Genomic DNA, 24052 nt, shown 5'->3' with positions numbered 1-24052 from the left:
GAACCCGGCCCGGCACGCACAGCCCTGATTCTTGTCGTACCCCGCTGGCATGCTTCGTGGCATGACACCACTGCGCATCATCAAAGGCGACGCGACCAGCCCACAGGCGAGCGGCCCGAAGATCATCGCCCACGTCTGCAACGACCAGGGCCACTGGGGCGCGGGATTCGTTCTCGCCGTGTCCCGCCGCTGGCCCGAGCCCGAGCGCGACTACCGCCGCTGGCATCGCGAACGGGCCGGCAACGACTTCGCCCTCGGCGCCGTCCGGGTGCTGGAGGTGCAGCCATCGGTGTTCGTGGCCAACATGATCGGGCAGCACGGGATCAAGACGGGCAGCTCCGGTCCGCCGGTCCGGTATGAGGCGATCGGGCGGGCACTGACGGCCGTCGGCGACCACGCGCTGGACCTCGGCGCGTCCGTCCACATGCCGAGGATCGGCTGCGGCCTGGCCGGCGGCCGGTGGGACAAGGTCGAGCCGCTGGTCGTCTCGGCGCTGTGTGAGCGCGATGTGCCTGTGACGGTCTATGACTTCTGATGTGCGTCGGCGGCTGATGTACGAGCCCGCTCAGCTCTCCTGACCGACGGCACCGCTCCGTTCGACGGCCGAGGTGCGGCGGCGACCGCGACTGGTCGCTGCCGGCCGCCGTGGCTTGGGTGCCCGTGGCGCGACACCTGCCCGTCATTGCCGCGGCGTGGTCGCCAGCGGCGCGGTCATGAACGGGACGACCACCACCGGCGCGGTCTGCACCGGGCCGGTGGTAGCGGGTTCGACTGCGGCTGCGGTGTCCGTGATGGCCGTCGAGGCACCCGTCGGGTTCGGCGCGGTGGATCGGGTGGCCATGGTGGCCGTCGGCGGGCTCGTCGGCGCGGGCGAGACCAGTGCGGGTGCCGCCGACGCGAGCGGTGTCGATGCGGGCGGTGCCGACTGCGACGTGATCGGGGCGGGTGCTGGTGGTGTTGCCGGCGAAGGAGGTGGAGCGAACGGGTCGGCGCCGTCGAGGAAGGCGGTCGCCTGAGCGGCGAGGGCCGGCGCGCCGATGGCCGTTGCCCAGCGGGCGATCTCGGTGGCGAGGGTGAGGGCGCCGGCTTCGTTGCCGGTGGCTCGGGTCGCGACGGCGAGGAGGAGTTGCTGCGACAGCGTGCCCGGGACGTTGCCGCCGGCGGCGCCCAGTTCCGTGGCGAGGCGCCAGCGGGTGAGGGCGGTCCCGGTGTCGCCGTGGTCGTGGTCGTGGCCGCCGAGGTGACGCAGCGCCTCGCGGGCGAGGAGCGGGTCGGCGGCTCCTGCCTCCAGCGCGACGCGGTAATGGGCGGGTGCGGTGTCCGGCCTGTCGAGGAGGTTGTCGCAGATGAGGCCCTGGTACATCTCGGCCCAGCCGGTGCGGACCGTGTCCGGCGCGGTGGTGGCCAGCGTGGCGGCGCGGTGGAGGAGCGCCGTGGCCGGTTCGCGTTCGGCCTGGTCGGTCATCAGCACGGTCCGGTACTCGGTCCGCACGCCGGCGAACGCGAGGTCCCACCGTCCCTCGTCGTCGAGGGCAGGGGCGTGCCGGGTGGCGATGGCGAGCCGGTGGGGGGCGGTGGTCGTACCGGCGAACCAATCCGACTCGACGGCCACCTGCGCCGAGGTGAGGGCCAGCACCGGGTCTCCGGGCGGCGCCGCGTCGAGCGGGGCCGCCGCGTCCTGCCACCGGCCGGCGTGGGCGAGTGCGCGGGCGGCCGAGGCGAGGACCTGCCGGGGAACTGCGATCTCGGTCATGACGGCGACAGTAGTAATCGAAAAAACTATCCTCAAGAAAACTACTTCGCGCGACGGGAGCGGCGATGAAGGACGACGTCGAAGAGCACATCGAGGCGTGGGAGCGGGAGCTGCCGTGGCTCGACCCCGTCAAAGAGGCGATCTTCGTGCGGCTCGCGATCCTGGCCCGGCACACGCAGCAGTTACGCCGGGACACCCTGGCGGCGGACGGGCTGCCGCACTGGCAGTTCAAGATTCTCATGAAACTGCGGAGGCTGGGTCCGCCGTACGCGACAAGCCCGTCGCAGCTCGCCGACGTGCTCGGGCTGACCCGCGGTGCGCTGTCCGCGCGGCTCGCGCCGATGGAGGAGGCGGGGCTGATCGACCGCACGAGCGACACGGCGGATCGGCGCCGGGTGCACGTACGGCTGACCGAGGCAGGCAGCGCCGCGTTCGAGCAGCAGGCCGGCCGCGAGGACCACGGCGAGTCGATCCTGCTGGAGGCGCTCACCGCCGAGGAGCGGCAGGTCCTCGCCGAGCTCCTCCACCGCCTCGTCCTCGCCGCCGAGATCCGCTAGTCACAACGCTGGGCGCGCATCGTCGCGAGGAGCTTCCGGGCCGTCTCGTCGTGGCACATCGTGGAGCTGCGGAGCGTCCGCGCGAGGTCGCCGAACGACCACACCGACTCGACGATCCGCTGCAGCGCCGCCGGGTCGTCGCCGTGCAACCACCAGGCGGACCCGCCGGCGTCGCCGGTGATCTGGATGAGGCCGTCGGGCATCCCCCAGTACCTCGTCGCGCCGGCCGACGTCGGCTCGCCGTGGCGGCGGGTCAGCTCCTGCCCGACCGCGTCCGGCACGGGCAGGTCACGGGCGCGCAGCCACAGTTCGTTGCCGAACGGCAGCACCGGCTGGCGCTCCTCGGACGCGTCGTGGTCGGCGTCCGGTCCCCAGAAGGACGCCGGGCTGCCGGAGTCGTTGTGGAACGACACGAACCAGTCGAACAACCAGCCGCTGAACGGCTCCTCCTCGACGCTCCAGCCCTCACCGCGCGTGTGATGGTGCAGCACCGGATCGTTGCCCGCCGGCTGGAAGTACACGTGATGGATCCGCATGACGTCGGCCTCGAAGCACACCTTCTCCTCACCCATCCCGGCGAGGACCTCGTCGAGCGTCCACAGCGTGGCGTCGCCGCTGAACTCGCGCCACAGGCCGGTGAAGGGCAGCGTCCAGGTGCCGCCGTCGGACAGTTCGAGGGAGACGTCGGTGGTGTAGAACTCGCGGACGGCCGCCGGCAGCTCCAGCCCCGTCCGCCGGCTCCATGCGTCGACCGCGGCCACGGCGGTGGCATCGGGAGCCGCCGTCGCGCACATCAGGTCGAGCGAGTCCTGAAGCCGCGGAAGTGTCATACCCAGATCCTATGGTGGACCCATGAGCCCTGCGCCACCGCTCGCTCCCGACGAGCTCGTCAGCGCCGCCGGCGAGCGTGATGTCCTGGAAACGTTCCTCGACCTGTATCGCGACATCGTCGTCCGCAAGGTCTCGGGTCTGTCCACAGTGGACGCGTCCCGGCGGCTCGTGCCGTCCCGGACCACCTTGGCGGGGCTGGTGCGGCACCTCACCGGCGTGGAGCGCGAGTGGTTCCACGGCGTGCTCGGCGGGCGGCCCGCGCCCGGCGGGGACCGCGCGTCGCCTGCGGCGCAGGGGACGTCCGGTGTGGCACAGGACGGGTCGAGCGACAGCTGGGACGTGCCCGGCGGCGCGAGCGTCGAGTCGCTCGTCGCCGACTATCGGGCGGCGTGCGCCACGTCGCGGGAGATCTGCGCCGGTTTCGCGCTCGACGACACGGTGCCGTCGCCGCGCCTGGGCCGGGTCTCGCTGCGCTGGCTGTATGTCCATCTCATCGAGGAGACCGCGCGGCACGCGGGCCACGCCGACATCCTCCGTGAGCAGACCGACGGCGCCACCGGGTTCGACGGATGACCTGCATCGCCGAGCCGCCTTGCACGGCCTCGGCCTGTTGAAAGGATGGTGAACATGACGGTTGACCTGTTCGCGGGCATCGCGGTGCGCGACCTGCCGGCGGCGCGACAGTTCTACGAGCAGCTGCTCGGCGGGCCTCCCGCGTTCGAGCCGAATGACGTGGAGGCCGTGTGGGAGCTGGCCGAGCACCGGTATCTGTACATCGAGCTCCTTCCAGAGCGAGCCGGCCACGCGATGCACACGGTGTTCGTCGGCGACTTCGACGAGCGCGTTGCCCGAGCCGCCGAGCGCGGCCTCACCCCGACGAGAACGGAGACGTATGACAACGGCGTAAGGAAAGCCATCTACGCCGACCCCGACGGCAACGAGGTCAGCTTCGGCGGCGGCCCCGCAGGAGACCCTGACCCCGAGGAGTCCTGATTCGCAGCAGGCTCGAGCGGCGGGAAGTCTGAAGGCGCGGGTCGCTTGGCAATTGGCGTCCACTCGTCAGGCACCCATGCGACGGGCACCCACGCGACGGATCAGGAGGTCGCCGGCAGCGCGGAAGCGATCGGCAGCCAGCCACGGGCGCGGGCTCCGGCGCGAGGTCGGCACAGGGCCTCGGATACAGGCTGCCGCGGCGCGGGTGCGGGCTCTGCCGAGCGTTTGCCGCGAAGGCGTGGCGGGCACGAGGCCTCGCATGAGTGCAGGCCTTTGGATCGGGGTTGCGGTCGCTCTGCTCGCCGGGATCATCGGGGTCCCGCTGGCGCTCGGAATGTTCCGCAATCGGGACCGCTGACTCGGGCGGGTGGCGTGACCTCCCGGATGCGTCACGCCACCACCATCGCGACGCGGCAGCCGCCCGTCACGCGCAAGCGACCGAGGCCGTCACTCGCCCGTCGCCGGAGCCGCCCCCGCGCAAACGACTGGAGCCGACCGCCCCACACACCCGGTCGACACCATGACACACGTACGGCCGATGCGAACCCCGACGCGAGGAGCTGAAGCAAGCCCGCGCGTAGCCGAAGCCGCCGCCGCGAGGAGCTGATGCAAGGCCCGCGCGTAGCCGAAGCCGCCGCCGCGACGAGCTGATGCAGGGCCCGCGCACACAACCGGAGCCGGCAGCCCCCACACACGCGGTCGACACCATGACACGCGTGCAGCCGAAGCGAACCTGGCGCGAGGAGCTGAAGCTAGCCCGCGCGGGTAGCCGAAGCCGCCGCCGGGTGCGCGGGGGCGACGCTGCCCCGCGCATGCGGGTGAGGCTGCCGCGCGGCAGCGCTGGCAGTGCGAGCGGAGCGAGCATTGGGGGTGCGGGGTGAGAATCCCCCGCCCCGCGGGCTTGCTCGCGGAGCAGGCACAGCGTCAGACGAGGCGGTGGCCGCCGTCGGCGTGGAGGACGGTGCCGGTGATGAAGGGGTTGTCGAGGAGGGACAGGAAGGCGTGGGCGATGTCGTCGGGCGTGCCTACCCGGCCGGTGGGGAGTTTGGCGGCCATGGCGGACAGGCGGTCGTGTTTCGCTGGGCCGGCGAGGGTGTCCCAGATGGGGGTGTCGACCCAGCCGGGTGAGACGACGTTGACGCGGATGGGGGCGAGTTCCAGGGCGAGTGAGCGGGCCAGGGACTCCAGGGCGCCGTTGGCGGTGGCGATCATCGAGGCGCCGGGGCCTGGGCGGTACGCGGCGATGCCCGACGTGAAGGTCAGCGAGCCGCCGGGGCGCAGGGCGGGGGCGAGGTGCTTGGCGACCAGCCAGGGGCCGAGGACCTTCGTGGCGAGGACCGCCTGCGCCGCGGTGAGGGTGAAGGAGGGCAGCGGCGCGTAGGCGCCCACCGCGTCGGCGGCCGTCACGACCACATGGTCGAGCGTGTCGTCCGTGAGGGCGGCGACCTGCGATTCGACGCTGATGTCGGCCTGGACGCAGGTGACGGGGGATGTGAGGTGGGCGGCCGCGGCGGCGAGGCGGTCGGGGGAACGGCCCGCGATCGTCACGCGGCGGCCGGTGGACAGGAGTCGGGCGGCAAGGGCGAGGCCCATGCCGGAGCTGCCGCCGATCACCAGGACGTGCTGCTGTGTCATGACCAGCAGCCTGCCGCCGTTCGTAAAGGGGCGGCAGGACCAGGTCAGGCCAGGCCCTCGCAGGGCCCCTCCCGGGAAGCAGACAACCGGCAGAATTTAGAGCGTGAGTCTCGGGGAGTTCCTGCGCAACCGGCGCGGCAGGGTCAGTCCGGCCGAGGCGGGGCTGCCCGCCGGGACCGGGCGGCGGCAGACGCCGGGGTTGCGGCGGGAGGAGCTGGCCGCGCTCGCGGGGGTGAGCGTCGACTACTACACGCGGCTGGAGCGGGGACGGGACACCAACCCGGGCCGGTCGGTGCTCGACGCGCTCGCGAGCGTGCTGCGGCTCGACGACGACGAGCGGGCGCACCTGCACCGCCTGGCCGGTCCGGCGGCCGACGCCAAGGAGTCGGGGAAGGAGTCGCGGAAGGAGTCGGGGAAGGAGGTCAGGCCGGCGCTGCGGGAGTTGCTGGAGACGGTGCGGCCGACTCCGGCGTACGTGCTGACGCAGACCAGCGATCTGCTCGCCGCCAACGAGGAGGGTGGGTCGCTGCTCCCAGGCCTGACGGTGCCGGGGAACCTGGTGACGTACGTGTTCACGCACCCGGCGGCCCGGGAGGTGTTCGTGTCGTGGCGGCGAATGGCGGAGGACTGCGTGGCGCACCTGCGCACGGTCGCCGACGGGCCGGAGCATGCCGCGCTGATCGCCGAGCTGCGGCACCGCAGCGACGAGTTCGCGGACCTGTGGGCGACCTATGACGTGCGGGTGAAGAGCGGCTCGCGGCGGGCGTTTCAGCATGTACTGGCGGGGCGCCTGGAGCTGACGTCGGAGATCCTGACGGCCGTGGACGGGCAGCGGTTCGTCATGTTCCGGGCCGACCCGGGCAGCCCCGACCACGCCGCGCTCGAGCTGCTGACGCCACCCGGCGGCGCCACGCAAAGCGCCGCGCAAAGCGCCATGCAAAGCGCCATGCAAGCGCCACCGGGCAGCACGACTGAAGCCGGGCACGACTGAAGCCGCTCAAGAAAGAGCGAACACGGAGCTACCCCACAGACCGAACAAGGGGCTACGACGCGTACCGCAGCAGGACGACGCCGTTGGTGAAGGGGCGGGACTCGGTCAGGTGCAGGCGCAGCGAGGTGCCGGGGTGGAACAGCGGGTTGCCGGCGCCGATCACGGCCGGGTGCACGTAGATGCGGTACTCGTCGACGAGACCGTGCCGCTGGAACGTGGTCAGCAGGTCAGGTCCGCCGACGAAGAGGTCGCCGGACGCGGCCGACCTGAGCGCCTCGACCTCGGCGGGCACGACCTCGCGGACGATCGTGGTGTTCCACGACGCGGACTGCAGGGTGCGGGAGTAGACGACCTTCGGCAGGTCGCGCCAGATGCGGGCGTAGTCGGCGACGAACTTCGGCGCGTTGGGGTCCTCGTCGGCGGTCGGCCAGAAGCCGGCCATCAGCGAGTACGTCCGCCGGCCGTTGAGCATGCCGCCGGCTGCGCCGATCTCCTCGTTGAAGTGGGTGTGCAGCTCGTCGGAGATGTCCGACCAGGCAAGACCGTGCTCGGTCGTCTCGAAGTAGCCGTCCAGTGACATCGACATCATGAAGATGATCTTGTTCACGAGGGTTCGTCCTTCCGGATGCAGGGACACTCCAATACTGACGACGGCGGCACCCGCGACTCATCGGTACACCAGAAGAAATCGGTACACCAGAAGAAATCGGTACACCAGAAGAAACCGGTACATCAGCAGAACACGAAACTGGAAGGACGGCGGAACATGGCTGTGGTCGAGGCGAACATCTCGATGTCGGTGGACGGTTACGTCACCGGGCCGGACCTGGACCGGCACCCGGGGCTCGGCGCGGGCGGCGACGCGCTGCACGCGTGGGTCTGGACCGACGACGGCAGGCGCCTGCTCAAGGAGACGTTCGGCGCGACAGGCGCGGTGGTGACGAGCCGGCAGGTGTACGACGCGACCAACGGCTGGGCGAGCGAGAACGGCCTCTACGGCATGCCGGTCTTCGTCGTCACCCACCGCCCGCAGGAGCCGGTGACCCGGGGCGAGACGGCGTTCACCTTCGTCGAGGGGGTCGAGGCGGCGATCCGCGCGGCGGCCACCGTCGCCCAGGAGCGGATGGTGCACATCATGGGCGGGGCGAGCATCATCCAGCAGGCGCTGCGAGCCGGCCTGGTCGACCGGCTCGCCGTCCACGTCGCCCCGGTGCTGCTCGGCAGCGGCACGCCGCTGTTCGCACAGATCGCCGAAACGTGCCCGGTGACGCTCTTCCCGCTGGAGCAGCACCACACCGCCGAGGCCACCCACCTGACCTACCGCGTGGAGAAGCTCAACCAACCGGCACGTTGAGCAGATCGAGCAGCGACCGACGGGAAGCGCCGAACCCCGGCATGTCCACAGCCCGCGGGCGGGGCAGCGGCACCGGCCGGTCCTCGGCGATCCGGCCGCCGTCCAGGACCAGGACCCGGTCGGCGAGCAGCAGCGCCTCGTCCACGTCGTGCGTCACGAACAGCGCGGCGAAGCCGTGCGTCGCCCGCAGGCGGCCGAAGAGGGTCTGCATCCGCAGGCGAGTGAGGGCGTCGAGCGCACCGAACGGCTCGTCGAGCAGGAGGAGGTCGGGTTCCCGTACAAGCGCCCGGGCGAACGCCACCCGCTGCGCCTGCCCGCCGGACAGCTCCGCGGGCCAGGCGTCGCGACGATCGGCGAGGCCGACCTCCTCAAGGGCGGCGTCGACCCGCTCCCTGAGGGCGGGGCCGCGCACGCCGAGGGCGACGTTGGCCGCGACCCGCTTCCACGGCAGCAACCGGTGCTCCTGGAACACGACGGCGGTGGCGCCGGTGGTGGACACGTCGCCGGTCGCCTCGCCGTCCAGGCCCGCGAGGATGCGCAGCAGCGTGCTCTTGCCGGAGCCGCTGCCGCCCAGCAGCGCGACGACCTCGCCGGCGGCGATGCTGATGTCGACCCCGTCGAGGACGACGGTGTCGCCGAAGGCCCGCCGGACCCCGGTCGCGGTCACCGGGCCCGCAGTCCGTGCCGCCATGCCAGCAACCTCCTCTCACCCAGTCGCAGCAGCAGGTCGGAGACCAGGCCGAGCAGCGCGTACGCGACGAGGCCCAGCACGACGACGTCGGTCTGGCTGAACTCGCGGGCCTCCATCATCATGAACCCGAGCCCGCCCTGGCCGTTGACCTGCTCGCCGACGACGAGGCTGAGCCAGCCGGCGGCGAAGGCGAGCCGCACCCCGAGGAACAGCGACGGCAGCGCGCCGGGCACCACGACGTGCCAGATGCGCTCGAGGCTCGAGAGCCCGCAGGTGCGAGCGGCTTCCACGAGGCGTTCGTCGATGTTGCGGATGCCGGAGTACGTGTTGAGGTAGATGGGGAAGAACGCGCCGAGCGCCACGAGCGTCACCTTCAGGGACTCGCCGATGCCGACCCAGATGATGAGCAGCGGCACCAGACCCAGGTGCGGCAGCATGCGGGCCATCTGCACGGTCGGGTCGACGAGGTCGTCGCCGAGCCGGACGAGCCCGGCGAGCGTGCCCAGCGCCAGACCGAGCAGGCCGCCGATGAGCAGCCCGAGGACGGCCCGCTGGACGGAGTCGAGCAGGTACTCGCCGAGGGTGCCTTCGAGCGCGAGCCGCCAGCCGGTCTCCAGCACCGCGCTCGGGGCGGGCAGCTTGTCCGGGTCCAGCAGCCCGCCGCGGACCCCACCCTCCCATCCGGCGAGCAGGGCCAGCGGCGTCACCGCCCGCAGCCAGCGCCGGGCCGCAGGGCGCCGCCTCGGCGGGACCCGCAGCGACGGCGGGCGGGTCAGGAGCGTCGTCATTGCAGGATGTCCGAGAACTGCTCGTCGATGCGGCCCTTGATGTCGACCTTGCCGGGGATGAGCTGCAGCTCGGTGAACCCGTCGGCGATCTCCTGCAGCTCGGTGCCGATGGCCGCGTCGATCGCGGCGAGCGGCTGGGCGCTGCGGTCCAGGGCGCGGCGGGCGACGTCCTCGGGGATGTTCAGCTCGGGTGCGAGGATCTTGACCCGCTCGTCGGGGTTGCCGATGCCCCAGTCGGTGACCTCGCGGTAGGTCTTGAGGAACTCGCGGATCTTCCCGGGCTTCGACTTCAGTGCCTGCGGCGAGACGAGGATGTACTCGCGGTTGTTGGCCAGGCCGGTCGCGTCGGCGAGCACCTTCACGCCCGGCGTTTCGGCGAGGGAGAAGTACGGGTCCCAGATGATCCACGCGTCGACCTGGTCGTTGTCGAACGCGGGCCGGGCGTCGGCGGGCTTGAGGTTATGCACGTCGATGTCCTTGATGGTCATGCCGTTCGCCTCGAGGAGGCGCACGAGCAGCCAGTTGACGTTGGACCCCTTGTTCAGCGCGACCTTCTTGCCCTTGAGGTCCTTGAAGGAGGTGTACCCCTTGGCCGCCTTGACCAGGACGGCTTCGCCCTTCGGCACCGGCTTCGAGGTACCGATGATCCTGAAGTCGATCTTGCCGGCGGCCGCGAAGATCGGTGGCGCCTCACCGACCTGGCCGATGTCGATCGCGCCGGCCTTGATGCCCTCGGTGAGCGCCGGCCCGCTCTCGAACAGCGACCAGGTCGTCCCGGCGGCCTCCGCCTTGCGCGCCTTCACCAGGCTGAGCCCGCCGAAGCGCTGGTACCCGACGCGCAGCGGCTCCTCCGCCGCACCCGGCTGCGCGGCGGCCGGCTCCTTGTCCGCGGCGCACCCCGCCAGGGTGGTGCCGAGCAGGACCATGACACCGGCCAGAACGACCGAGAGCCGACGCATCGATGACACTCCTCATTGACGGGCTTGCGCTGCACTCGCGTCCGGCACTATACCCACAACACCTACCAGTTGACTAGGGAATGCTTGTCGACGCCGCCGAGGTGCCGCACACTGCGACCGTGACCTCCCTGACCGCACCCGCCGTCGCCCGGCCCCGGCGCGCGGGCACCGTCCCGCTCGCCGTGGCGGTTGCGCTGGTGCTGGCCTGGGTCACCGCCGCCCTCATCTGGAGCGACGGCTGGAGCACCTCGCTGCGGGCCCAGGCATTGATGCTGCCGCCGGTGCTCTTCACCACCTTCACGCTCGGCTACCTCACGTGGAGTCTCGCGCGCCGCCGCCCGGTGGCCTTCGAGGTCCGCGACGGGGCCTTCGTCGTCCCGCCGGCCGACCAGCTGTCGGCGGCGTTCGCGACGTCCGTGCTCGCCGGCGTCACCGCCAGCGCCGGGATGCTGCTGTTCGACCGGTCGGAGGACTGGCTCGGCGAGTTCGTCACCAGCTGGTACATCTGCCTGGCGCTCACGGCAACGACCTTCGTGCTGCGGCTCCTCATTCGCGCCCGCAGCACCGGCCGGATGCTGCTGCGCCCCGAAGGGCTGCTCATCACGTACGCGTACGGCAGCCGCGAAATCCCGTGGGACGCGGTGTCGGCGGGCCCGCCACGGACCGGGCTCACGGACCCGAGGCTGCGCATCGGCCGGCCGGACCTGGTGCGCGCCACCGGCCTCGCCCGCCGCGGCGCGGTGAAGGCCTTCCTGCCCGCGTCCGACGCCTGGGTCCGGCGCGAGTTCCTGACCGACGCGATCAACTACTACCTGGCCGTCCCCGCCGCCCGGGTCAGCATCGGCACCGCCGACGGGTACGAGCACCTGCGCCGCGTCCTGCGCGCCTGACAAACGCTTGTCGATGCTTGCGCGGCTGCCGCACACTGCGACCGTGACCTCACCGACGGCGTCCGTCACCCCGCGCCCTCTCCGGTCCCCGGCGGTCGCCCTTGTGGTGCTGTCGGCGTCGGTACTGGTGTGGTACGCCGCCGCCCGGCGCTGGCACAACGCCTGGCACGACCACGGCGTGGCCGGCTTCGCCGCCTTCCTCCTGCCGACACTGGCGCTCATCATCGGCGCGCTGATCGTCGTATGGGTCCTGAAGGTGCGGCAGCGTCCGGCCGCATTCGAGGTCACCGGGGGCGCCTTCGTCGCACCGGCGGCCACCCAGGTGGCGGCGGCGAGCGCGGCGTTGACGCTCACCGTGGCGGCCGGGTCGGCCACGTGGTCCCTGTGGCCGAGCCCCGACGGCTGGCGGTCGCCCACCCCGGAGCTGATCCACCGTGTCTTCCTCGCATGCCTGGTGGCCGGCTTCCTGATGCAGGTCGCCGCGCTGGCCCGGCAGTCCGGGCGGATCGAGCTGCGCCCCGCGGGCCTGCGCGTCAGGTCCCTCTTCGGCGTCCGCGACGCGTCCTGGGAGCAGCTGGCGGAGCGGCCTCACACCCAGTTGGCGGACGATGCGTGGGTCCGCCGCGAGTTCCTGATCGCCGCGATCGAGCACTACCTGACCGTCCCCGACGCGCGGGAGACCATCGGCACCGCCGAGGGGTACGACCACCTGCGCCGCGTCCTGTGCGGCTGACGAACGCTTGTCGATGCCGGCGCGGTTGCCGCACACTGCGGTCGTGACCTCACCGAGCGCACCCGTCGCTCCGCGGTCCATTCGGGGTGCCATGGTCGCCGTCTGGGTGGCAGCCGCGCTGGCGGCGGCCTGGATCGCGGCGGCCGTGCGCTGGCACGAGACCCTCCTCCACGACATGGTGCTCGGCATCGGCGTCTTCTTCCTGCCGCCGACCGTGTTCTTCACCGCCATGCAGGTCATCGGGTGGCGGCTGCAGCCGCAGCGGCGCCCGGCCGCGTTCGAGATCGACGGCGGCGCCTTCGTGACACCGGTGGCCACGAAGGTGCAGGCGGTGAACGCCACGACCGCGCTCTCCCACGCGACCGGCCTGGTTTGCACGTACGGGTGGCAGGAGCCCGGTAACTACATCGACCTCGTGGTCCCGCGGGTCGGCATTCCGCTCATGGCGGTCCTGTTCCTGGTGCGGGTCGCCCGGCTCGCCCGCCGCTCCGGGCGGATCGAGCTGCGGCCCGAAGGGCTGCGGGTCACCTCCCTCTTCAGGGTCCGTGAGCTGCCCTGGGAGACGGCCGAGGCGGCACGGTACGGCCAGCCGACGCACACGCCCGGCGACACCTGGGTCCGGCCCGAGTTCCTGGCCGGTGCGGTCAACCATTACGTCAGCGACCCGGCCGCCCGGCAGGCGATCGGGACCGCTGAAGGATACGAACAGCTCCGGGCGAGGTGAGCATGGACGACGCGGTCGCGGGAGTCATCCGGCGGATGGAGGACGGGCTCGCCCGGCTCGCACCCGCCGACGCGCGGCGGCACTTCCACGGGACCTACCTGCGGACCACCTACGCGGTCGCGGCGGAGATCGAGCGGGGCGGGTTCCTGGACGCGGCGTGGCTGAACCGGTGGGATGTCGCGTTCGCGGAGCTGTACCTGGACGCGCTCGACGCGGACCTCGCCGGCGAGGAGGTGTCGCGGCCGTGGCGGATCGCGTTCGACACGGCGCGGGAGCGGCCGGGGCTGCCGGCGCTGCGGCACGTGCTGCTCGGCATGAACGCGCACATCAACTTCGACCTGCCGCAGTCGCTGATCGCGGTGATCGAGCCGGCCGAGTTCGACGATCCGACAACGCGGGCCGCCCGGGAACGCGACCATACGCACGTCGACACGGTGCTGCTCGCGCGGGTCGGGGCCGAGGAGGTGGAGGGTCGCGCCGCCGCCAGGCCGAGCCTGCTGGACCGGGTCCTGGCGCCGGCGAACCGGGCCGCGACCCGCCGGCTGCTCACCGAGGCGCGGGCCAAGGTGTGGCGCAACACGGCCGTGCTCGATGCCGCCAGGAGGCAGGGGCGGGAGTCGTACGACACCCGCATCCGCCAACTCGAGGACGCCTCGGCGGCGAAGCTGGCCACGCTCACCGCGCCGGGGCAGGTCCTGCTGCGCCTCGCCCGCACCGGATTCGGCGTGCTGATCCCAGGCGCGTAGAACCGCCGGAGTAGGACCTGAAGCGGAGGGGCGCCTCAGGGCAAACTCAGGGTCGGAGTGACCGAAAGCCCTGACGCGGCGGACGGCCGGGCCGACCACACTTGAGGGCATGACAGTCCGCCGTACCCTGCAGGCCGTCGGCGCCGCGCTCGCCGGTGCCGTCAGCGCCCCCGAGGCCGCCGCGCCGCCCGCCGACCCGCGCGAGGTCCGTGACCTCCTCGCCGAGATCGGCCTGCTGCACCCGCGCTCCCCCGTGTCCGACGTGCCGCTCACGCTCTGCCGGTTCCAGGCCAGGGCCGGGCTCACCATCGACGGCGTCGCCGGTCCGCGGACCGTGCAGGCGCTGACCCGGGCCGCCCGCGAGACCCGTCACATGCGCTCCCTCGGCCTGGCCGCGTAAGCAAGCCGAAGCCGCAGCCAGACGAAGCCACAGCCGGACGAAGCCACGGCCAGCCGAAGCCACGGCCAGCCGAAGCTACAGCCAGCCGAAGCCGCAGCCAGACGGCGTCACAGCCAGCCGTTGCGGCGCAACGCCCGGTAGAGCAGCAGGCCGCTGCCGAACATCAGCGCCAGGGCGAAGAAGTAGCCGTAGCGCCAGTGCAGCTCCGGCATGAAGACGAAGTTCATCCCGTAGATGCCGGCGATCGCGGTCTGCAGCGCGGCGAGCGCCGCCCACGACGCGATCTTGCGCATGTCGTCGTTCTGGTCGATGGTGACCTGTGCCAGGCGGGCCTGCAGGATCGAGTTGAGGATGTCGTCGTAGTTGACGATCTGCTCCACGACCCGGGTCTGGTGGTCGTTGACGTCGCGGAAGTACCGGCGGATCTCCTTGGCCAGGGCGAACGTCTGCTTGTCCAGCAGCGTCACCAGCGGCCGCTGCAGCGGGACCGCCGCCGTGCGGAACTCCATCAGCTCCCGCTTCAGCTGGTAGACGCGTTCGATGCTGATGCCGCTGTCTCGGCGGAACACGGCCATCTCCAGGGCCTGCACGTCGGTGTCGATGGCGGTGACGATGGCCAGGTAGGCGTCGACGATCCGGTCGAGGATCGCGTGCAGCACCGCCCACGGACCGGCGGCCAGCTGCGCCGGGTTGGCCTCCAGGTCGTGCCTGGCGGCGCGCAGCTCACCGGCCTCGCCGTGACGCACCGTGACCACGAACTGGCGGCCGAGGAACACCCTGACGGACCCGGTGTCGATCACCTCGCTGGTCTCGGTCAGCTCCTCGTGCGGCACGTAGCGGGCGGTCCGCGCGACGAAGAACGTCACGTCTTCGTACCGCTCGACCTTCGGCCGCTGCGGCATCGGGTTCAGCGCGTCCTCGACGGCCAGGGGGTGCAGCCCGAACACCTTCTCAGCCTCGGCGAACTGGTCCGGATCCGGTTCGTGCAGACCGATCCAGACGAACGCGTCCGGTTGGTCGCAGGCCCGCTCGTACAGTTCGGCGAGCGGCAGCTCGTCAGGCTGCCGGACGCCGCCGACGTACAGCGCGCAGTCCACGACCGCCGGCCGAGTGTCCAGTTTCACCGCAGAAGCACCTTTCATCCGGGCGTGACGGTTCGCGGGGGCTACTGGTTGCGTACCCACGCTGGTTCGTCCATGAACACCCGCCCGACCAATGACCGGCCGCTGCTCGGATCACCCGAAGCGACGTCCGGCTGTCCAGTCACCGGCCAGTCGGGTGGTCCCTCCACCTGGACAGAGGTTCACGGACCGTCACGGCGGACCGTATCGTCGGCAGCATGGCAGCTCTCACCTTCGCGGTGGACCGACTCGCTGCCGCGACGGTGCTGACGTGTCACGGCGCGCTGGTCGCGGCCAGCGCAATGCAGCTGGAGACCGCACTCTCCCAGCTGTTGCTGCGCCCCGAGCCCAGGATCGTGATCGACCTGGCGCAGGTCACCGCCATCGACTGCACCGGCGTGATGATGCTGCGCGTCACCGCGGGCATCGCCCTTGAGCAGGGCGGATCGCTGGTCCTGGCGATGCCGGCGCCGGCGGTCGTCCACACGCTGCGTGAAGGCGGGACGCTGTCCACGATCCAGACGTACCGGACGCTGGAAAGCGCTCTCGCCGCCGACCCGCGCGGCCTGGTCACCGACGCGGACGCCGCCGCCCAGGCGAGCACCACCCCGTGGCCGATGAACGCGGACCGCCGCCGCAGCGCCTGAAGCACCACGGCAGCGACGAAAACGCGATCGAAACAGCGGCTCAGCTGGGCTCGCCGCGGTAGGTGCCGAACGACCAGCGGTTGCCCTCAGGGTCGCGGACGATGAAGTCGCGGGAGCCGTAGTCGGTGTCGGTGAGCTCCATGACGACCTCGGCGCCGGCGTCGACCGCGCGCTTGTAGAGGGCGTCGGGGTCGTCGGTGACCACGTAGGCGCCGAACGTGCCGGGCCGCAGCGGCCACCTGTCGCCGTCGGCGTCGCGGACGCTGCCGAGCATGATGCCGCCGCCCGGCGGCCAGGCGAGCTGGGCGTGGTCGACCCGGTCGCCGTCGCCGTGCACCACGACCTCCCGGAAGCCGAAGGCGTCGACGAGGAACCGGATGAGGGCGCGGGCGTCGGTGGCGCGCAGGGTCGGCCACACCTGCGGTGCTGGTGTCGTTGTCATGCGGCCCAGTCTGCCGACCAGGGCACGTCCGGGTCTTGGACGTTTCGGAACGGCGGCAGCCGCTCCTCGGCGAGCCACCGCGCCGGCGGCAGCCCGGCCAGGGCGCTGAACTCCCGGGTCAGGTGCGCCTGGTCGTAGTAGCCGCAGCCGGCCGCGACCGCGGCGAGGGAGTCCGCGCCCTCCTGCATGCGGCGGCGGGCGGCGTCGAAGCGGGCGACCCTGGCCGCCGCCTTCGGTGCCAGGCCGATCTCTTCGTTGAACCGCCTGCTGAGGTACCGCCCGCTCCACCCGACCTCCCGGGCCACCGCCGCGGCGGTGACGGTGCCGCCGCGCAGCAGCCGCCACGCGTGCACGACCTCCGGCGCGGGCAGCACCGGGTCGGTGAGTCGCGTCGCCAGCATCTCGTCGACGATCCGGAACCGCTCGGCCCAGGTGTCCACCGCACGCACCCGGTCGCGCAGCAGGTCGATGAACGGGCCGAAGACGTCCGTGGCGGCGACGTCCAGGGACGCGAGCTCACCGGCGGGCAGGCCGAGCAGGGCGCGGGTGCCGAGCGGCGACAGGCCGATCTGGATGCCGGACTGCCGGCCGTCGTGCACGATCGTCGCCGGTGTCGTGTGCAGCCCGCCGAGCAGCGTGTCGTACACCCCCGGCGGCGTCTGCGCCGAGGGGTGCGCCGCGACCTGCAACGGGTCGTCAAGGGTGACGATGAGCGTCAGGGTCGGTGACGGCAGCCCCCGGTGCATGGCGGGCGCGACCCCGGTCTCGCGATAGCCGCTGTACCAGGTCGCGAACGGTCGCACCCGCGGCCCGGCGGGGCGGCGCACGTACTCCGACAGCACCCCGTCACCGTAGCGCCTTCTCCAGCTCCGCCTTCGTCATCCGGGAGCGGCCCTTGACGTTCTTGCGCCTGGCCTCCTCGTAGAGCTGGTCCCGGGTGCGGCCGGCGGGGCCGGTGGTCCGGGCCCGCAGCGCCCCGCGCTGTGCCGACGACATGTCCTGCGTCGACGTGCGGCTCGCCGTGCGCGACTCGCCGGCGCGGGCCCGTTCCTTGTTCACCACCCGGGCCGCGATCTCCTCGGCGACCTCCTCGGAGCGGCCCTGGGCCAGCTGCTGGCGCTTGACGTGTCCGTACTGCCGTTCCCGCTTGGCGCTCCACGCCTGCTGCGGCATGACGGTCCCCCAATCACAGGAATTCGCGCTTGTACAGGTCGATGAGCTCGGCGTAGTTGGGTCCGATGTTCGCCACGTACACCTCGTCGAAGCCGGCGTCCTCGTACTGCTTGAGCTGCGCCGCCTGCTTCGCCGGGTCCGGCCCGCAGGCGATCGCCTCGCGGGTCATGTCCGGCGTGACCAGCTGCGACGCCTGCTCGAAGTGCTTCGGCGACGGCAGCACCTGCGACAGCTCGCCGGGGACGCTCGCATTGGCCCACAGCTCGTGCGCGATCCGCACCGCGGCGTCCTCGCTCGGCGCGTAGCAGGCCTTGAAGCCGCCCTGCACCGGCTTGTCCCCGCCGCCGCCCTTGCGGAACGCCTCGACGTGCTCCGCGACGGGCGCCACGGACATGAACCCGTCCGCGATCCGGCCGGCGAGCTCCAGGGCCTTCGGCCCGAACGCCGACATGTACACCTTCGGCGGGATCTCCGGGCGCGTGTACACCTGGGCCTGCTCGACGGTGTAGTGGGTGCCGCGGTGGTTGACGAACCCGCCCTCCCACAGCTCCCGCATCACCGCGATGGCCTCCTCGAGCATCTCCAGCCGCTCGGCCGCGCCCGGCCACGCGTCGCCGTGGATGTGCTCGTTGAGCGCCTCGCCGGTGCCGACGCCGAGGACGAACCGGCCCTCGTGCAGGACCGCGCTCGTCCCCGCGGCCTGCGCGACGACCGCCGGGTGGATGCGCATGATCGGGCAGGTGACCGCCGTCGTGACCGGGATCGTGACGACCTGGCTCAGGGCGCCGATCACCGACCAGACGAACGGGCTCTGCCCCTGCGCGTCGTTCCACGGATGGTAGTGGTCGGAGATCCACAGCCCGGTGAAGCCGGCGTCCTGGGCGAGCTTCGCCTGCTCGACCAGCTGCGCCGGGGTGTACTCCTCGCAGGACAGGAAGTAGCCGATTCGCATGCCCTTACCCATACCCAGCCCGCCACGATCGACGCGCCGGCGTCAGGACATGGCATGCAGCCGGTCCACCAGGCGCTTGAGCTCGGCGAGGTGCTCCGGCGGGTACACCCGGCCGGCGGGGTCGACGACCCGCTGCACCGGCTGCAGCAGCCGCCACGCCTCGGCCACGTCGCCGAGCTGGGCGAGGGCCTGCGCGTCGAGCCAGTCGCAGTAGTCGCGGGCGACGCCGGCGCCGCGCAGCTGCGCGGTCAGCACCAGCACCGCCTCGTCCATCCCGGCGCCGAGCAGCAGCCGGGCCAGCGCGTCGGTGCCGAGGACCCACTGCCGGGTGCCGGGCGCCAGCTCCCGCAGCGTCTCGAACGCGTCGACGGCGTCCTGGGTGCGGCCCGCCCCGACGAGGCTGCGCCCCAGGTCCAGCAGGATGTCCGCGACCCGCACCGGGTCCCGGGCGCCGTCCGCGGAGCCGTCGGCGATCCCGTCCAGCATCGCCTGGGCCAGCTCGACGTTGCGTTCGGCCTTGCTGCGCCGTTCGTCCGGGTCCGCGTACCCCTGATGCTCCAGGCGGATCGCGTCGCGCGGCGCCGACGGCCACTCCGCGATCCCGATCCCCTGCACGGTCCCCGTCGCCTGCAGGTGCCCGGTGCCGACGCCGGTGCCGTGTCCGCGGTCGACGAACACGTCCGGCGCGGCGCCGCCGGCGATGCGGACCAGGTGCTCGTGCACCCGCCCCTGCCACCGCAGCTGCGCCGGACGGAAGAGCCGGGCCGTGCGGAACGTGTAGGGCAGCTCGTCGTGGGCGTTGTCGATGTCGACCAGCAGCGCGTCGGCGGTCGTCGCGGCCAGGACCTCGCGGAGCTTGCCGGGCACGGTGACGGCCCGGTCGTCGGCGTCGATGCTGAGCACCCAGTCCGCCGGCGTCCACGGTGCGCCGCGGGCGGCGGCCGCCTCGGCGAGCGCGGTGTTGCGGGCGGCGGCGAAGTCGCCGGTCCAGGTGCCGTGGCTGACGACGGCGTCGAGCGCGGCCGCGATGGCCGGGGTGTCGTCCTTCGAGCCGGTGTCGTGCACGTGGATGAGGTCGACGACCCCACGCAGCGACGTCAGGCACCGGTCCAGCATGGCGGCCGAGTCACGCACGATCAGCACCGCGGCAAGGTTCACCTCCGCCCGATCGGCGGCCGTCCGGCCGACCTGAGCGTTTACCTGCGCGAGGCACCATAGATGGATGGCGATCGAAAGTGCCGACCCGGCGGACGATCTCGCGGTCCCCTACTGGTTGACGGCCACCGCCGAGGCGGCGTCGGCGTCGTTCGGCCGGATGGTGCGCCGGCTGCCGGGGCTGCTGCTGCAGGCGTGGCGCCTGGCGTGGCGGACCGACCGGCGCACCACCGCCGTCGTCGTGGTGGGCAACCTCGCCGCCGGGGTCGCCTCCGGCGTCGGCCTCGTCAACGTCGTCGGCGTCCTCGACGGGCTGCTGCGCGAGGGCCCCACCCCCGACCGGATCCGCGCCGCCGTGCCGTCGCTGCTGGTCATGGTCGCCGCCGGCGCCGCCCGCACGCTCCTGGCCTCGGCGGCGACCGCGGCGCAGGGCAGGCTGTCGCCGCAGGTGTACGAGGCGGCCGAGCTGCGGCTGCTGGAGCTGACCACCCGGGTCGACCTGGCGACGTTCGACGACGCCGACTGGCGCGACCGGATGCAGCGGGCCCGCGACCGCGGCATCGACGCCGCGCAACGGGTCGTCGACCACGCCATCGAGCTCGGCACCAACGTCGTGTCGCTCGCCGCGGCCGCCGGGGTCCTGGCCGTGCTCCACCCGATCCTGCTGCCGCTGCTGGTGCTCGCCGTCGTGCCGAACTTCTGGGCCGCCGTGCGCTCCGCCCGCCTCGGGTACCGCCAGCAGCTGCGCCTCATCGCCGTGTGGCGGCGCAAGTGGATGCTGTCGGAGCTGCTCGCCGAGCGGGACCAGGCCGGCGAGCTGCGCGCGTTCACCCTGCAGCGGTACCTGCTGGCCGAGGTCCGGCGCCTCCTCGACGCGGTGACCCGCGAGCAGATCAAGGTGTCGTCCGCGCAGGTCCGCACCAACCTCGTCGGTCACGCGCTCGGCGCGCTCGCGACCGGCGCCGCGTACGCCGCCCTCCTCGGGCTGCTGCTGACCGGCCGGATGGACATCGCCGTCGGCGGCGCCGCGGCGTACGCGATCAGCACCGGCATCAACGCGCTCACCCAGGTCGCGTTCGCGGTGAACCACCTCTACGAGCAGGGCCTCTACTTCGGCGACTACGAGTCCTTCCGCGCGCTGGCCACCGCCCGCTCCGAGCCCCTCGACCTGCCGCCCGCGCCGGCCGGCTTCGAGACGCTGACCCTGGACGGCGTCACCTTCACCTACCCCGGCGCGCAGCGGCCCGCGGTGTCCGGCGTGAGCCTGACCATCCGCCGCGGGCAGACGATCGCGCTCGTCGGCGAGAACGGGTCCGGCAAGTCCACCCTCGCGAAGCTGCTCGCCGCGCTGTACCGGCCGGACAGCGGCGTCATCGCGTGGGACGGCGCCGACCTCGCCGGGCGCGACCCCGACAGCGTCCGGGAGCACGTCGCGGTCGTCATGCAGGACCCGACCAACTGGCCGCTGTCCGCGGCGGAGAACATCACGGCCGGCCGGCACGACCGGGTCACGACCCAGGCCGAGATCGAGGCCGCCGCCGGCCGCGGCGACGCCCACGACTTCATCGTGGAGCTGCCCCGCCAGTACCAGACGCTGCTGTCCAGGCACTTCAACGACGGTGCGGAGCTGTCCGGCGGCCAATGGCAGCGCCTCGCGATCGCCCGCGCGTTCTTCCGCGACGCGCCGCTGCTGATCTGCGACGAGCCGACCGCGAACCTCGACCCCCGCGCCGAGCACGCCGTCTACGGCCGGCTGCGGGAGCTCGCCGCCGGGCGGACCGTGGTGCTGATCACGCACCGCATGGCGAGCGTCCGCGAGGTCGACCGGATCTTCGTCCTCGACCACGGCACCCTGGTCGAGGAGGGCACGCACGACGAGCTGACCGCCGCCGGCGGCCTCTACGCCCAGCTGTACGCCCTCCAGGCGACCGCGTACCAGGGGAATGAAACGTCTGTCCAAACGCTTGACCACAAGATGTGACCGTGAACCCTGCCCGAGCTGCCGCTCATGAACTCCGTCTTGTGCTCGTCCTCGGCGCGCTCATCGCCATCGGCCCGCTGACCATCGACATGTACCTGCCGGCGCTGCCGAGCATCACCGGCGACCTGCACACCACCTCGACGGCGGTGCAGCTCACCCTCACCGGCACCCTCGCGGGCCTGGCGCTCGGCCAGCTCGCCATCGGCCCCTGGTCCGACGCGGTCGGCCGCCGGCTGCCGCTGCTCGCCGGGCTCGTCCTGCACGTGCTCGCGTCGGTCGCCTGCGTGTTCGCCCCCAACGTCGGCGTCCTCGGCGGCCTGCGGGTGCTGCAGGGCCTCGGCGTCGCCGCGTCGTCGGTCGTCGCGATGGCGATCGTGCGCGACCTGTTCAGCGGCGCCGCGTTCGCCCGCCTGTTCTCCCGGCTGATGCTGGTCATGGGCGCCGCCCCCATCCTCGCGCCCACCCTCGGCAGCGCCGTGCTGCGCTGGACCGAGTGGCGCGGGGTCTTCGTGGTGCTCGCCGTGTTCGGGGTCCTGCTCAGCACCCTGGCGGCGCTCGCCCTGCCCGAGACCCTTCCGCCGGCCCGCCGCCGCTCCGGCCGCGTCACCGGCGTCCTGCGCGTCTACGGCTCCCTGCTGCGCGACCGGATCTTCATCGGTCTGGTGCTCGTGGCGGGCTTCGCGATGGCGGCGCTCTTCGCCTACGTCGGCGGCTCCTCGTTCGTCCTGCAGCAGGTGTACGGACTGAGCGAAGCGCAGTTCGGGCTGGCCTTCGGCGCCGGCGCCGTCGGACTGATCGGCGGCACGCAGTACAACGTGCGGCTGCTGCGCCGGTATTCGCCGCAGCGCATCCTCGTGTCGGCCCTGGCGGGTGGCACGCTCGCCGGCGCGGTCATGGTCCTGCTGGCCGCCACCGGCCTCGGCGGGCTGCCCGCCCTGCTGGCGGCGCTGTGGGCGGTCCTCACCGCGGCGGGCCTGGCCCTGCCCAACGCCCCGGCGCTCGCCATGTCCCGCCACGGCGAGGCGGCGGGGACGGCGGCGGCGCTGCTCGGGGCGGTCCAGTTCGGGGTCGGCGCGGTCGCGGCCCCGCTGGTCGGCGTGCTCGGCACCGGCGCGACGGCGATGGCGGTGGTGATCGCCGGCGGCATGCTCACCGCGACCGTGACGCTGTTGCTGGTCGTCCGCCCCGGCTCCCTGCCGGTGACCGCGGACGACGCCACGGAGCCGGCCCTGGCCGCCGCCCACTGACCACGCCGCTGATCGAATGACGGATCCGGTCGCGATGACGGCCGGATCCGTTGTTCGATCATGCACGGCTCGTGGCGGGCGGCCGGCGGCGGCGCCCTCAGCGACCGGCGGCGGCGTGGTACTGGTCGACGATCTCCTGCTTGATCCGGCCCCGGTCGGAGACCTGGTAGCCGGCGCCAAGCGCCCACTCGCGGATTGCCCGGTTCTGGTCGCGGTCACCCCGGCTGGCACCCCGCCCGCGGCCCGAACCGGACCGGGCGGCGGGCGCCCCGCCACGCCCGACCTTCGTGCCAGCGGAAATGTAGGGCTTCAGCGCGGCGCGCAGTTTCTCGGCGTTCTTCTTCGACAGGTCGATCGCATACTGCACGCCGTCGAGGCCGAACTGCACGCTCTCGTCGGCCGGCTTGCCGTCCAAGTCGTCGATCAGTTCTTGAATGACGCGCTTGGCCATGACGGCGCCTCCTCGGCAACGGAAACAGGTGACGGCGGCGACCGAACGGCTGCCATCGCAGAAAATAGTATCGCCCATTCTGCGGATTTGAAGTCCGCTCGGTTTCAAATAGGCACGATCACCGATCGTGTCGGTCCAATTACGACCCGGGTGGGTCGCTGCGCCTGATCCCGGCATCGGCGAGACTCTACCCATGACGAACACTTCCACACCCGATTGGGGCGACCTGCTCACGGGCCAGTTGGCGTTCTACTGGGACGCGCATCTGCGACCCAGGCTGGACGGCCTCACCGACGAGGAATATTTCTGGGAACCGGTGGCGGGCTGCCTGTCGGTCCGCCCGGACGCCGACGGGAATTACCGCGTCGAGCCCGGCAGCCGCGACGCGGACCCGGCGCCGGTCACGACCATCGCATGGCGCATGATGCACATCGCCGTCGGTTGTTTCGTGATCCGGAGCAGCACGTTCTTCGGCGACGGAAGTGCCGGCGACGGTGCTGACATGTTCGACCCGCGGCACGTACCAGCGGATCTGCCGCACACCGCGGAGGATGCCGTCGCGTTCCTGGACGCCAGTTACCGCGAGTGGCACGGGCACGTTTCCGCACTCGACGAGGCCGCACTGAGCACGCCATTGGGACCGAAGGGCGCCTATTTCTCCGCGGACCCGATGGCGGCCCTGATCGCGCACGTCAACCGCGAGACGATGCACCACGGCGGCGAGATCGGAGTGCTGCGGGACCTGTTCCGGGCGACCGGCGCGGCACAACGCACCGACCGGCTCACCGCGACGAGTTCGTGACATCGATCCAGGGCCCGGTCTGGAAGACTTCCGGGC

At 72.2% G+C, this 24052-nt stretch carries 29 protein-coding genes; 15 read left to right on the top strand and 14 right to left on the bottom strand.

The features are described from left to right. The first annotated feature begins 61 nt into the window (after window positions 1-61). Window positions 62-535, top strand: a complete 474-nt coding sequence (locus tag AB0I21_RS13650; protein WP_360561002.1) for a macro domain-containing protein — start codon at window positions 62-64, stop codon at window positions 533-535. A gap of 144 nt (window positions 536-679) precedes the next feature. Here AB0I21_RS13650 and AB0I21_RS13645 read toward each other — a convergent pair whose 3' ends face one another. Beyond that, entirely contained in the window at window positions 680-1753 is a 1074-nt protein-coding gene (locus AB0I21_RS13645) for a hypothetical protein (protein ID WP_360561000.1), read from the bottom strand. Between the two features lie 65 nt (window positions 1754-1818). On the opposite strand from AB0I21_RS13645, the gene AB0I21_RS13640 reads away from it, so the two are divergent. Then, window positions 1819-2310: a MarR family transcriptional regulator gene (locus AB0I21_RS13640; protein ID WP_360560998.1), complete on the top strand. Its 492-nt coding sequence runs from the start codon at window positions 1819-1821 to the stop codon at window positions 2308-2310. Here the strand turns inward: AB0I21_RS13640 and AB0I21_RS13635 are convergent. Further along, complete coding sequence (locus tag AB0I21_RS13635; protein ID WP_360560996.1) at window positions 2307-3140, bottom strand: hypothetical protein; 834 nt, start codon at window positions 3138-3140, stop codon at window positions 2307-2309. The genes AB0I21_RS13640 and AB0I21_RS13635 overlap by 4 nt on opposite strands. Before the next feature lie 22 nt (window positions 3141-3162). Here AB0I21_RS13635 and AB0I21_RS13630 point away from each other — a divergent pair, with 22 nt between their 5' ends. Together AB0I21_RS13630 and AB0I21_RS13625 are read left to right on the top strand one after the other, a co-directional pair. Then, window positions 3163-3714 (top strand): DinB family protein, encoded by a 552-nt coding sequence (locus tag AB0I21_RS13630; protein WP_360560994.1) that lies wholly within the window; start codon window positions 3163-3165, stop codon window positions 3712-3714. 54 nt (window positions 3715-3768) lie between these two features. Then, window positions 3769-4134: a VOC family protein gene (locus AB0I21_RS13625; protein WP_360560992.1), complete on the top strand. Its 366-nt coding sequence runs from the start codon at window positions 3769-3771 to the stop codon at window positions 4132-4134. Between the two features lie 924 nt (window positions 4135-5058). Here the strand turns inward: AB0I21_RS13625 and AB0I21_RS13620 are convergent. Next, complete coding sequence (locus AB0I21_RS13620) at window positions 5059-5769, bottom strand: SDR family oxidoreductase (RefSeq protein ID WP_360560990.1); 711 nt, start codon at window positions 5767-5769, stop codon at window positions 5059-5061. Between the two features lie 103 nt (window positions 5770-5872). On the opposite strand from AB0I21_RS13620, the gene AB0I21_RS13615 reads away from it, so the two are divergent. Beyond that, window positions 5873-6760, top strand: a complete 888-nt coding sequence (locus AB0I21_RS13615) for a helix-turn-helix transcriptional regulator (protein ID WP_360560988.1) — start codon at window positions 5873-5875, stop codon at window positions 6758-6760. 52 nt (window positions 6761-6812) lie between these two features. Here the strand turns inward: AB0I21_RS13615 and AB0I21_RS13610 are convergent, their stop codons facing one another. Continuing rightward, a complete protein-coding gene (locus tag AB0I21_RS13610) occupies window positions 6813-7367 on the bottom strand; it encodes a dihydrofolate reductase family protein (RefSeq protein ID WP_360560986.1) in 555 nt (184 codons plus the stop codon). A gap of 159 nt (window positions 7368-7526) precedes the next feature. On the opposite strand from AB0I21_RS13610, the gene AB0I21_RS13605 reads away from it, so the two are divergent. Next, the gene (locus tag AB0I21_RS13605) at window positions 7527-8114 is read left to right on the top strand and encodes a dihydrofolate reductase family protein (protein ID WP_360560984.1); all 588 of its coding nucleotides are present in this window, start codon (window positions 7527-7529) and stop codon (window positions 8112-8114) included. Here the strand turns inward: AB0I21_RS13605 and AB0I21_RS13600 are convergent. Genes AB0I21_RS13600 through AB0I21_RS13590 form a run of 3 tightly spaced genes read right to left on the bottom strand, consistent with a single transcriptional unit; the run spans window position 8095 to window position 10552 of the window. Next, window positions 8095-8805, bottom strand: coding sequence for an ABC transporter ATP-binding protein (locus AB0I21_RS13600; RefSeq protein ID WP_360560982.1), 711 nt, complete (start codon window positions 8803-8805; stop codon window positions 8095-8097). The two genes, AB0I21_RS13605 and AB0I21_RS13600, sit on opposite strands and share 20 nt — an antisense overlap. Further along, window positions 8778-9593, bottom strand: a complete 816-nt coding sequence (locus AB0I21_RS13595; RefSeq protein ID WP_360560981.1) for an ABC transporter permease — start codon at window positions 9591-9593, stop codon at window positions 8778-8780. The genes AB0I21_RS13600 and AB0I21_RS13595 overlap by 28 nt, the downstream gene beginning before the upstream one ends. Beyond that, the gene (locus AB0I21_RS13590) at window positions 9590-10552 is read right to left on the bottom strand and encodes an aliphatic sulfonate ABC transporter substrate-binding protein (RefSeq protein ID WP_360560980.1); all 963 of its coding nucleotides are present in this window, start codon (window positions 10550-10552) and stop codon (window positions 9590-9592) included. Before AB0I21_RS13590 ends, AB0I21_RS13595 begins: the two co-directional genes overlap by 4 nt. Window positions 10553-10671: 119 nt before the next feature. On the opposite strand from AB0I21_RS13590, the gene AB0I21_RS13585 reads away from it, so the two are divergent. From AB0I21_RS13585 to AB0I21_RS13565, 5 genes are all read left to right on the top strand, one after another. Beyond that, complete coding sequence (locus tag AB0I21_RS13585; protein ID WP_360560979.1) at window positions 10672-11442, top strand: hypothetical protein; 771 nt, start codon at window positions 10672-10674, stop codon at window positions 11440-11442. A 43-nt stretch (window positions 11443-11485) separates the two neighbouring features. After that, the gene (locus AB0I21_RS13580) at window positions 11486-12175 is read left to right on the top strand and encodes a hypothetical protein (RefSeq protein WP_360560977.1); all 690 of its coding nucleotides are present in this window, start codon (window positions 11486-11488) and stop codon (window positions 12173-12175) included. A gap of 43 nt (window positions 12176-12218) precedes the next feature. After that, entirely contained in the window at window positions 12219-12899 is a 681-nt protein-coding gene (locus tag AB0I21_RS13575) for a hypothetical protein (protein ID WP_360560975.1), read from the top strand. A gap of 2 nt (window positions 12900-12901) precedes the next feature. Then, window positions 12902-13645 (top strand): DUF5995 family protein, encoded by a 744-nt coding sequence (locus AB0I21_RS13570; RefSeq protein WP_360560973.1) that lies wholly within the window; start codon window positions 12902-12904, stop codon window positions 13643-13645. A gap of 109 nt (window positions 13646-13754) precedes the next feature. After that, on the top strand, window positions 13755-14045 hold the full coding sequence (locus AB0I21_RS13565) for a peptidoglycan-binding domain-containing protein (RefSeq protein WP_344504430.1): 291 nt from the start codon (window positions 13755-13757) through the stop codon (window positions 14043-14045). A 107-nt stretch (window positions 14046-14152) separates the two neighbouring features. On the opposite strand, the gene corA is transcribed toward AB0I21_RS13565, so the two are convergent. Then, window positions 14153-15169, bottom strand: coding sequence for a magnesium/cobalt transporter CorA (gene corA, locus AB0I21_RS13560; protein ID WP_360560971.1), 1017 nt, complete (start codon window positions 15167-15169; stop codon window positions 14153-14155). 215 nt (window positions 15170-15384) lie between these two features. Here corA and AB0I21_RS13555 point away from each other — a divergent pair, with 215 nt between their 5' ends. Continuing rightward, the gene (locus AB0I21_RS13555; RefSeq protein WP_360560969.1) at window positions 15385-15813 is read left to right on the top strand and encodes an STAS domain-containing protein; all 429 of its coding nucleotides are present in this window, start codon (window positions 15385-15387) and stop codon (window positions 15811-15813) included. A 40-nt stretch (window positions 15814-15853) separates the two neighbouring features. Here AB0I21_RS13555 and AB0I21_RS13550 read toward each other — a convergent pair whose 3' ends face one another. The 5 genes from AB0I21_RS13550 to AB0I21_RS13530 are packed head-to-tail and all read right to left on the bottom strand — an operon-like array spanning window position 15854 to window position 19523. Continuing rightward, window positions 15854-16255, bottom strand: a complete 402-nt coding sequence (locus tag AB0I21_RS13550; protein ID WP_344504427.1) for a VOC family protein — start codon at window positions 16253-16255, stop codon at window positions 15854-15856. Beyond that, window positions 16252-17097: an AraC family transcriptional regulator gene (locus AB0I21_RS13545; protein ID WP_360560967.1), complete on the bottom strand. Its 846-nt coding sequence runs from the start codon at window positions 17095-17097 to the stop codon at window positions 16252-16254. The genes AB0I21_RS13550 and AB0I21_RS13545 overlap by 4 nt, the downstream gene beginning before the upstream one ends. Before the next feature lie 4 nt (window positions 17098-17101). Next, window positions 17102-17428: a plasmid stabilization protein gene (locus tag AB0I21_RS13540; protein WP_360560965.1), complete on the bottom strand. Its 327-nt coding sequence runs from the start codon at window positions 17426-17428 to the stop codon at window positions 17102-17104. Window positions 17429-17441: 13 nt separating this feature from the next. After that, on the bottom strand, window positions 17442-18380 hold the full coding sequence (locus tag AB0I21_RS13535) for a TIGR03557 family F420-dependent LLM class oxidoreductase (RefSeq protein WP_360560964.1): 939 nt from the start codon (window positions 18378-18380) through the stop codon (window positions 17442-17444). Between the two features lie 42 nt (window positions 18381-18422). Beyond that, on the bottom strand, window positions 18423-19523 hold the full coding sequence (locus AB0I21_RS13530; RefSeq protein WP_360560962.1) for a glycosyltransferase family 2 protein: 1101 nt from the start codon (window positions 19521-19523) through the stop codon (window positions 18423-18425). A gap of 79 nt (window positions 19524-19602) precedes the next feature. Here AB0I21_RS13530 and AB0I21_RS13525 point away from each other — a divergent pair, with 79 nt between their 5' ends. Further along, window positions 19603-21516, top strand: coding sequence for an ATP-binding cassette domain-containing protein (locus tag AB0I21_RS13525; RefSeq protein ID WP_360560961.1), 1914 nt, complete (start codon window positions 19603-19605; stop codon window positions 21514-21516). A gap of 2 nt (window positions 21517-21518) precedes the next feature. Next, window positions 21519-22763 (top strand): multidrug effflux MFS transporter, encoded by a 1245-nt coding sequence (locus tag AB0I21_RS13520; RefSeq protein ID WP_360560960.1) that lies wholly within the window; start codon window positions 21519-21521, stop codon window positions 22761-22763. Between the two features lie 97 nt (window positions 22764-22860). Here the strand turns inward: AB0I21_RS13520 and AB0I21_RS13515 are convergent, their stop codons facing one another. Further along, on the bottom strand, window positions 22861-23214 hold the full coding sequence (locus tag AB0I21_RS13515) for an Lsr2 family protein (RefSeq protein ID WP_344504420.1): 354 nt from the start codon (window positions 23212-23214) through the stop codon (window positions 22861-22863). A gap of 193 nt (window positions 23215-23407) precedes the next feature. On the opposite strand from AB0I21_RS13515, the gene AB0I21_RS13510 reads away from it, so the two are divergent. Beyond that, window positions 23408-24016: a DinB family protein gene (locus AB0I21_RS13510; protein ID WP_360560958.1), complete on the top strand. Its 609-nt coding sequence runs from the start codon at window positions 23408-23410 to the stop codon at window positions 24014-24016. The last annotated feature ends 36 nt before the right edge of the window (window positions 24017-24052 follow it).

Origin of the sequence: Dactylosporangium sp. NPDC050588 (assembly GCF_040654975.1) — a bacterium.
Lineage (GTDB): Bacteria > Actinomycetota > Actinomycetes > Mycobacteriales > Micromonosporaceae > Dactylosporangium > Dactylosporangium maewongense.
The sequence above is the reverse complement of the archived record's forward strand: the minus strand, read 5'-3'. Positions and strand labels throughout refer to the sequence as shown.

Coding starts and splice junctions, on each gene's coding strand:
- AB0I21_RS13590 (WP_360560980.1), bottom strand. CDS start 10,552: ATGCGTCGGCTCTCGGTCGTTCTGGCCGGTGTCATGGTCCTGCTCGGC.
- AB0I21_RS13535 (WP_360560964.1), bottom strand. CDS start 18,380: ATGCGAATCGGCTACTTCCTGTCCTGCGAGGAGTACACCCCGGCGCAG.
- AB0I21_RS13555 (WP_360560969.1), top strand. CDS start 15,385: ATGGCAGCTCTCACCTTCGCGGTGGACCGACTCGCTGCCGCGACGGTG.
- AB0I21_RS13550 (WP_344504427.1), bottom strand. CDS start 16,255: ATGACAACGACACCAGCACCGCAGGTGTGGCCGACCCTGCGCGCCACC.
- AB0I21_RS13600 (WP_360560982.1), bottom strand. CDS start 8,805: ATGGCGGCACGGACTGCGGGCCCGGTGACCGCGACCGGGGTCCGGCGG.
- AB0I21_RS13635 (WP_360560996.1), bottom strand. CDS start 3,140: ATGACACTTCCGCGGCTTCAGGACTCGCTCGACCTGATGTGCGCGACG.
- AB0I21_RS13650 (WP_360561002.1), top strand. CDS start 62: ATGACACCACTGCGCATCATCAAAGGCGACGCGACCAGCCCACAGGCG.
- AB0I21_RS13515 (WP_344504420.1), bottom strand. CDS start 23,214: ATGGCCAAGCGCGTCATTCAAGAACTGATCGACGACTTGGACGGCAAG.
- AB0I21_RS13625 (WP_360560992.1), top strand. CDS start 3,769: ATGACGGTTGACCTGTTCGCGGGCATCGCGGTGCGCGACCTGCCGGCG.
- AB0I21_RS13540 (WP_360560965.1), bottom strand. CDS start 17,428: ATGCCGCAGCAGGCGTGGAGCGCCAAGCGGGAACGGCAGTACGGACAC.
- AB0I21_RS13605 (WP_360560984.1), top strand. CDS start 7,527: ATGGCTGTGGTCGAGGCGAACATCTCGATGTCGGTGGACGGTTACGTC.
- AB0I21_RS13630 (WP_360560994.1), top strand. CDS start 3,163: ATGAGCCCTGCGCCACCGCTCGCTCCCGACGAGCTCGTCAGCGCCGCC.
- AB0I21_RS13510 (WP_360560958.1), top strand. CDS start 23,408: ATGACGAACACTTCCACACCCGATTGGGGCGACCTGCTCACGGGCCAG.
- AB0I21_RS13570 (WP_360560973.1), top strand. CDS start 12,902: ATGGACGACGCGGTCGCGGGAGTCATCCGGCGGATGGAGGACGGGCTC.
- AB0I21_RS13525 (WP_360560961.1), top strand. CDS start 19,603: ATGGCGATCGAAAGTGCCGACCCGGCGGACGATCTCGCGGTCCCCTAC.
- AB0I21_RS13645 (WP_360561000.1), bottom strand. CDS start 1,753: ATGACCGAGATCGCAGTTCCCCGGCAGGTCCTCGCCTCGGCCGCCCGC.
- AB0I21_RS13640 (WP_360560998.1), top strand. CDS start 1,819: ATGAAGGACGACGTCGAAGAGCACATCGAGGCGTGGGAGCGGGAGCTG.
- AB0I21_RS13620 (WP_360560990.1), bottom strand. CDS start 5,769: ATGACACAGCAGCACGTCCTGGTGATCGGCGGCAGCTCCGGCATGGGC.
- AB0I21_RS13595 (WP_360560981.1), bottom strand. CDS start 9,593: ATGACGACGCTCCTGACCCGCCCGCCGTCGCTGCGGGTCCCGCCGAGG.
- AB0I21_RS13565 (WP_344504430.1), top strand. CDS start 13,755: ATGACAGTCCGCCGTACCCTGCAGGCCGTCGGCGCCGCGCTCGCCGGT.